This is a genomic window from Streptomyces sp. GC420, from assembly GCF_009916105.1.
GTDB lineage: Bacteria > Actinomycetota > Actinomycetes > Streptomycetales > Streptomycetaceae > Streptomyces.
Genome location: NZ_JAAAXQ010000048.1, coordinates 22,638 through 30,290, shown reverse-complemented (window position 1 = coordinate 30,290; position 7,653 = coordinate 22,638). Strand labels below are relative to the sequence as shown.

The following is a 7,653-nucleotide window of genomic DNA, read 5'->3' as shown; positions in this document are numbered from 1 at the left end:
CGCCACCCCCGCCCTCACCGCTCCCCCGTCGTCATCAGTGACGTCCAGTACGACTCCCCCGGCCCGGACCTGGGCTCCAACCACTCCCTGAACCAGGAGTGGGTCGACATCCGCAACACCGGCGGCCGGGCGGTCGACCTGGACGAATGGACCCTGTCCAACCGCGACGGCGACACCTACACCTTCCGGGACCTGCACCTCGACGCCGGCTCCACGGTGCGCGTCCACACCGGCATCGGCCGCGACGGCGAGTACGACGTCTACCAGGACCTGCGCCACTACGTCTGGGACAACCGTTCCGACACCGCCACGCTCAGCGACCACCGGGGCCGTGTCGTGGACACCGAGTCCTGGGAGCGGGACCGCTACCGGCACCATCACCACCGTCACCACTGACAGGCCGGCCCGGCGCGGACGCCCCCCGTTCGGCGGGGGGCGTCCCTGCGTGTCGCACATCACAACCCCAGACGTACCTACTGGTCGGTATGGTCAGGGGGCTCATGGACGACAGGAGGCTTCATGTCTGCGACCAACCGCCAGGTCCGTCTGGCAGCCCGTCCCGTCGGGGACGTCAAACCCGAGAACTGGGAACACGTCTCCGTGCCCGTGGAGGAACCCGGCCCCGGCCGGTTCGCCGGCCGGACGCGCTTCATCTCGCTGGATCCCGCGATGCGCGGCTGGCTCGACGACCGGCCCTCCTACCTGCCGCCCGTGGGCATCGGTGAGGTGATGCGGGCCGGATCGGTCATCGAGGTCACCCACTCCGACCACCCCGGCTTCCGGCCGGGCGACCACGTCGTCGGCACCTTCGGCGTCCAGGAGTACGTCGTCTCCGACGGCAAGGGTGCCCTGAAGATCGACACCTCGCTCGCGCCGGCCTCGACGTACCTCGGCGCGCTCGGCATGCCCGGCATGACCGCGTACTTCGGCCTGCTGGACGTCGGCGCGCTGAAGGACGGCGACACCGTCGTCGTGTCCGGCGCCGCGGGCGCGGTCGGCTCCATGGTGGGCCAGATCGCCAAGGTGAAGGGCTGCCGTGTCATCGGCATCGCCGGCGGCCCCGACAAGTGCGCGCTGCTCACCGACGAGCTGGGCTTCGACGCGGCCATCGACTACCGGGCCGGCGACGTCAAGCGCGCCCTGCGCGAGCAGACCCCGGACGGCATCGACGTCTACTTCGACAACGTCGGGGGCGACATCCTCGAAGCGGCACTCACCCGGCTGGCGATGCACGCACGCGTGGTGATCTGCGGCGCGATCAGCCAGTACAACAACTCGACGCCGGTCAAGGGCCCGTCGAACTACCTGTCCCTGCTCGTGCGCCGTGCCCGCATGGAGGGCTTCGTGGTCTTCGACTACGCCAAGCGCTACGGGCAGGCGGCGCAGGAGATCGCCGGCTGGATCGGCGACGGCCGGCTCAAGGTCAAGGAACACGTGGTGAAGGGGACCGTGGACGACTTCCCCGAGACGCTCCAGATGCTGTTCCGCAGCGAGAACGTCGGCAAGCTCGTGCTGGAACTGGCGTGAGCGCCCCGGACTTCGGGGCGCAGGCCCCGGCACGGGCCGAGCGGGAAGGGCTCGAGTCCCCGGGCGCCCGGGAAGCGGCCCCGCTGCGCGGCAAGGTCGCGATCGTCACGGGCGGCGCCAGCGGACTGGGGCGGGCCACCGCTCTGGCGCTGGCCGCGGCGGGTGCCGAAGTGGTCGTCGCCGACCTCGACGCGAAGGGCGGCCGCGAGGTGGCCGACCTCGTCGGGGGCCACTTCCGGCCGTGCGACGTGTCCGACCTCGACGCCAACCGCGCCCTGGTCGACTTCGCCACCGAACACTGCGGCGGCGTCGACATCGCGTTCCTGAACGCCGGGGTGTCCACGGGCTGCGGCGTGGGCGAGGACTTCGACCTGGCGCGGTACCGCCGCGCCATGGGCGCCAACCTGGACGGGGTCGTCTTCGGCACCCACGCGGTGCTGCCGGCGCTGCGGGCCCGCGGCGGCGGGGCGATCGTGGCCACCGCGTCCCTGGCAGGCCTGGCCTCCGTGCCGCTCGACCCGCTGTACGGGGCCAACAAGCACGCCGTGGTCGGTCTGGCGCGTTCCCTGGGGCCGGCGCTGGCGCCCGACGGCATCCGGTTCAACGCCGTCTGCCCGGGCTTCGCCGAGTCGCGGATCATCGACCCGCTGCGCGACATGCTCTCCGAGCAGGGCGTGCCGGTCATCCCCGCCGAGGCCGTCGCCGACACGGTGCTGCGGATCGTCACCGGCGACGGTGCCGGGGAGTGCTGGTTCGTCCAGGCGGGCCGCGAGGCGGAGCCGTTCCGCTTCCGCAACGTCCCGGCTCCCGGGAAGCCCGCGTACTCCTGAGCCCGGGCGGGCCGGACCACGCGTGCGGAACAACGCGCGCGGTCCGGCCCGCCTGCCGTGGTACCGCACATCTGTCCCCCGCCGCGGCACCTGACCGCCCCGCCGCCCGGCCGCCGGCCGCCGGCCGCGGCACCTGACCGCACGGTCCGCTGCGTCCGTTCCCGGACGGCGGCCGGTGCCTCGCTCACCGCCGGAACGGATCACGGTCCCGGCCGGAGCGCCGGGCGGCTCGCGGGACGACCGGCACGGGCTGCGGGCGCGTGAGGCCGCCAGGCCGGATCGGCGTGGAGCAGTCCGGCCCGCGTCTCCCCCGGCACTTCACCGGCCGGTCGGACGCCCGGCACTTCACCGGCCGGTCGGACGCCCGGCGCGGCCGCACCGGCTTCGGGGCGCGTGCGCCCGACGCGCCGGAGCACTCCGTGCGAGCGGCGCGTCGCTGTCCGGGCTCCCCCGGAAACGAGCCTGCGGGCCACGGCCGGGGGTACGCACCCTGCCGCCCGGCTCACGCCACCGGGATGTCCTCCGGCAGCAGCAGGCGCAGGTCGTCGAGGCCCGGCGCGGCCACCGTGCCCAGTCGTCTCGCCTGCATGGTCATCATGGCGTCGAGCACGCCGCGCGCCGTACGGGCGTTTCCGAAGGACCGGTCGCGCGGCACGGCGTCCACGTGGGCGTGGAGTGCCTTGAGCGTCTCCGGGGCGCAGTCGTAGCCGGAGTCGGACGCCTGCCGGGAGATGATCTCGACCAGTTCGTCCGTGGTGTAGTTCTCGAACCTGACGGTCCGGGTGAAGCGTGAGGCCAGTCCCGGATTGGAGGCGAGGAAGCCGGCCATCTCCTCGGTGTACCCGGCGGCGATGACCACCACCTCGTCCCGGTGGTCCTCCATCAGCTTCAGCAGGGTCTCGACGGCCTCCCGTCCGAAGTCGGAGCCGGTCCCTCCCGGGGTGAGGGTGTACGCCTCGTCGATGAACAGCACACCGCCGAGCGCGCTGTCGAAGACCTCCTTGGTGAGCTGTGCGGTGTGGCCCACGTAGCGGCCGACCAGGTCGGCACGCGCGACCTCGACCAACTGGCCCCTGGGAAGCACCCCGAGAGAGTGCAGCAGGCCGGCGTAGAGGCGGGCCACGGTGGTCTTGCCGGTGCCCGGCGGGCCGGAGAAGACGAGATGCTGGCTGATCCTCGGCACGGGCAGACCGGCGGCCCGCCGCTGCCGCGCCGCGGCGAGCAGCGAGACAAGGTCGTTGACCTCGTGCTTGACGGCGGCCAGTCCGGTCATCGCGTCGAGCCGGGCCAGCAGTTCCTCGGAGCTGCCCGCCGCGTCCGCCGCCGCGCTCGCGGCGCCGCCCACGTCCTCGGGCAGCAGCAGGGTCAGATCGCGCTCCGCCGGGTCCCGCACGGCGCCGAGCCGTACGGCCTGCCGGTCCACCATCTCCTCGAAGACGCGCCGGGCCTCGCGGCCGTTGCCGAAGGCGGAGTCGCGGGTCATGCCGGCATAGTGCGCCGCGAGGGCGGTCAGGGTCGTGGGGTCGAGCTCGTAGCGGTGGGCCTCGCACATGGACTCGGTGATGGTGACCAGTTCGTCGACCGAGTAGTTGGCGAACTCGACGGTGCGGGTGAAACGGGAGGCGAGACCGGGGTTGGAGGCGAGGAAGGATCCCATCTCCTCGGTGTATCCGGCGGCGATGACGACCACGTCGTCGCGGTGGTCCTCCATCAGCTTGAGCAGCGTGTCGACGGCCTCGCGCCCGAAGTCGGCGCCCGAGCCCTTGCCGTCGGAGAGCAGCGTGTACGCCTCGTCGATGAAGAGCACGCCGCCGAGCGCCTCGTTGAAGGCCTCGGTGGTCTTGATGGCGGTGCCGCCGATGACCTGGGCGACGAGGTCGGCACGTGACACTTCCACCAGGTGCCCGGAGCGCAGCACGCCGAGGTCGGCGAGGATCCCGCCGTAGAGCCGGGCCACGGTGGTCTTGCCGGTGCCGGGCGGGCCGGAGAAGACCAGGTGGCGGCTCATCGGCGGAGCGGGCATCCCCAGACGGGCGCGGCGCTGGGCGAGTTCGTTGAGGTTGACGAGGGTGCGGACCTGGTGCTTGACGTCGGCGAGGCCGATCAGCGCCTCCAACTCCTGGAGGGGGCCGCGGGATGCGGCGGTGGCGGCGCTCCGGCCCGGTTCCTCCCTGCCCGGCCCCGCGGCGGCGCCGGGCCCCGGATCGCCCCAGGAGTCGGGGAGTTCGTTGCCGGCGCTCATCAGGTCCTCGACGGTGAGCCGGTCGCCCGGCCGGGTCCGGCGCAGGCCCGCGCCCCGGTTGTCCCGCACGGTGCAGCCGGTCGCGGTGACCGGCGCGTCGGTGTCGACGCGGATGCCGTCGCCGAGGCTGCCGGTGACGCGGCAGCTCTCGAGGGCGGCCCGGGAACCGGCCGCGAGCAGCACGCCGTGAGCGCCGGAGTCGGTGATCTGCGTGCGCTGCGCGGACAGTTCCCCGTCGTGCTCCACCGCGATGCCGGACGCGGCGTTCGCGTGGAGGTGGCAGTCGCGTACGGTGGCGAATCCTTCGGCGCCGATACGGATGCCGGCGTCGGCGGCCGAGCGCACGGTGGTGTCGCGGAGCTGGGGCCGGCCGCCGGAGGCCGTACGGATTCCGCTGCCGCCGGGGCTGTCGATCTCGCAGTTCTCCAGCCTGCCGCGGCCGTCCTCGGTGACCTCCACGCCGTGGCCGCGCGGCGCGTCGAGGCGGGCGCCGCGCACCAGGGGATCGGCGCCGCCGCGGATGAGCAGGGCGGTGCCCGCGGCACCGCCGATCTCCAGCCGGTCGAACTCGGCCACCGAGTTCTCCTCCAGGGTCACCGCGCCGGTCCCGTCCCCGCAGTCGCGCACCACGGTGCCGTACAGGACCGGGCTGCTCGCCCCGGTGACGCGGACGGCGGGGGCTGCCGCGGTGTCGAACTCGCACTCCTCGAACGAGCCGCGGGAGCGTTCGGTGACGGCGAGGCCGCTGCCCCTGGTCCTGGTGGTGCGGCAGCGCAGGAGCTCCGGGTCGGCACCGGCGGCGAGCACGATCCCGGCGCCGGCGGTGTCGGCGACCGTCACCTGCTCGAGCGTGGGCCGGGAGTCGCTGGTGATGTAGACGCCGATGGCGGTGTCGTGGACGACGGTGTGCGAGACCCGGGTGCCGCAGCTGCCCTCGAGCGCGACGGCGGGCTTCTCCGCACCGGAGATGTCGCAGCCCTCGATCACGCCTTGGGCCTCCCCGTTGGCGAGGACGCCGTTGCCGCGGGCGTCGCGGATCCGGCAGCCGCGCACGGTCGTACGGGCCCGTTCGCCCAGGACGATCCCGGAGGTGCCGAGGTTCTCGACGAGGCAGTCCGCGACGACGCTGCCGGTGGGCGCGGTGTCCACGATCCCCGCGCCGGAGGGGTTGCTGATCCGGCAGTCGCGCATGGCCACGGCCCCGGTCTCGCGGGCGAGCACCGCGGTCCAGCCGGAGCCGACGACGGTGCAGCCGTCCATGGCGACCTGGCCGCGCGGGGCGTCGACGACGGGGAAGTCCTCGGCGCCGCCGCGCAGGGTGAGATCGGTCAGCGCCACCGCGTCCGCGAGGAGGACGAGCGCGGTGCCCCGCCTCGGGCGGATCTCCACGCTGCCCGGCGCCCCCTCGGCGGCGATGGTGACCCGGTTCCGCACGGTGAGGTTCTCGGTGTAGCGGCCGGGCGCGACCCGGATCACCGCCCCGGTCCGCGCCTTCTCCAGGGCCTCACCGATCGTCCGGAAACCGTCCGGCTGTTCCGGGCACACCGTGAGCAACTGCCGTGACACGCGCGGGTCTCCCTCTCTCCTGACACCGTGCCCGATCCTGCCTGCCGCAGGGGGGAGGGTCAGTGGTGCGCCGGTGTGCTTGAGGTGAAGTCTGCACAAACCCCAGGGGTGTTGGCCGGCACGGGCCGGAAGACCGGCGTACGGTGCGCGTCACCGCGGCGTCATCTCGGAGCCCTAGGTTTGCGCGCCATGCGACGCACCGCTTCTGCCTCCCGCCACCACTCCGCACGGGCCTCGGGGGTGCTGGCGGTGCTGCTCCTGTCCGCGGTGCCGTTCGCCGCCCCGCCCGGGGCCCGCGCGGCCGACCGCGTCGAACTGCCCGTGCTCCGCTCGGAGCTCGGCCCCGGCGTGCCGTGCACGGACGCGTCCGTGCGGACGGCGAAGGCCCGGCCGTGGACGGTGGGCGCCCTGGGACTGACGAGGGCCTGGTCCCTGTCGCGGGGTGCGGGCGTGAAGGTCGCCGTGGTGGACACGGGCGTCGGCCGGGGTGTGCCGGCGCTGGAGGGCCGGGTCTCCGGAGCCGGCGACGCAACCACGGACTGTGTGGGGCACGGCAGCTTCGCCGCCGCGCTGATCGCCGGGGCACCCCTCGACGGGGTGGGGCCGGTGGGTGTGGCGCCCGGCGCGGAGATCCTGGCCGTGCGGGGCACACAGGAGCGCGGCGCGACCACGCCGGAGCGGCTGGCGGACGCCGTCCGGGAGGCGGCCGACGCGGGAGCCGGCGTCATCTACGTCGGGATCGCCCTGGAGTCCGGCAGGACCGAGCTGAGCCGGGCCGTCGCGTACGCGGCCCGGAAGGACGCCCTCGTGGTGGCCCCGGCGGCACCCGACGTGCTCCCCGAGGACGGGAGCGGCGACCCGGTGCCCGCCGCGCCCTGGTACTGGCCCGCGGCGGCGCCGGGGGCCCTGGCGGTGCAGGACTACGGGCCGGGCGGTTCGCGTCCCGAGGGGGCGCCCGTGGCGACCGGCGTGGACCTCGCCGCGCCGGGCGATGCGGTGGCGGGCGCGGGACCGGACGGTTCCGGGCACTTCATCGGCTCGGGGTCCTCCCTGGCCGCCGCGCACGTGGCCGGGGCGGCGGCACTGGTGCGGGCCCGGCACCCCGGCCTGACGGCGCGCCAGGTGGCGCGTCAGCTGACCTCGTCGGCGTACCCGGCGGACGTGCCCCGCCTCGATCCGTATGCCGCGCTGACCACACTGCCGCAGTCCCGGCGCGGCTCGGCGCCCGCGCAGCAGGCCGCGCGGAGAGCCGAGCCGCCCTCCACCGCCGCCCGCGACCGGGCACTGCTCGTCGCCGGCGCGGGGGCGGGCGTGGTGCTCCTGACCGCGGCCGCCGCGGCGGCGGTCCCCCGCGGAAGGGCCCGCCGCTGGCGCCCCGCGGGCGGCGAGTAGCGCTCCAGCGGCCCACCGCGCCTCGTCCGCTCCCCGGAGCCCCGCACGCGGTGCGCACCACGTGAGCGACCACCCGGCCATGCCCGGCCCAGGCCA

Annotated in this window: 5 protein-coding genes; 4 read left to right on the top strand and 1 reads right to left on the bottom strand. The window is 74.7% G+C overall.

The window, feature by feature from the left end:
- The 3 genes from GUY61_RS09095 to GUY61_RS09085 all read left to right on the top strand — a co-directional run.
- Positions 1-396, top strand: a 396-nt coding sequence (locus GUY61_RS09095) for a lamin tail domain-containing protein (RefSeq protein WP_166629564.1), incomplete at its 5' end; no start/stop codon positions are given.
- Between the two features lie 123 nt (positions 397-519).
- Complete coding sequence (locus GUY61_RS09090) at positions 520-1,527, top strand: NADP-dependent oxidoreductase (protein ID WP_166629563.1); 1,008 nt, start codon at positions 520-522, stop codon at positions 1,525-1,527.
- Positions 1,524-2,357, top strand: coding sequence for an SDR family NAD(P)-dependent oxidoreductase (locus tag GUY61_RS09085; protein ID WP_313896585.1), 834 nt, complete (start codon positions 1,524-1,526; stop codon positions 2,355-2,357). Before GUY61_RS09090 ends, GUY61_RS09085 begins: the two co-directional genes overlap by 4 nt.
- A gap of 502 nt (positions 2,358-2,859) precedes the next feature.
- On the opposite strand, the gene GUY61_RS09080 is transcribed toward GUY61_RS09085, so the two are convergent.
- Complete coding sequence (locus GUY61_RS09080) at positions 2,860-6,165, bottom strand: right-handed parallel beta-helix repeat-containing protein (RefSeq protein ID WP_166629562.1); 3,306 nt, start codon at positions 6,163-6,165, stop codon at positions 2,860-2,862.
- A gap of 189 nt (positions 6,166-6,354) precedes the next feature.
- On the opposite strand from GUY61_RS09080, the gene GUY61_RS09075 reads away from it, so the two are divergent.
- Positions 6,355-7,557 (top strand): S8 family serine peptidase, encoded by a 1,203-nt coding sequence (locus GUY61_RS09075; RefSeq protein ID WP_166629561.1) that lies wholly within the window; start codon positions 6,355-6,357, stop codon positions 7,555-7,557.
- Positions 7,558-7,653 lie beyond the last annotated feature (96 nt).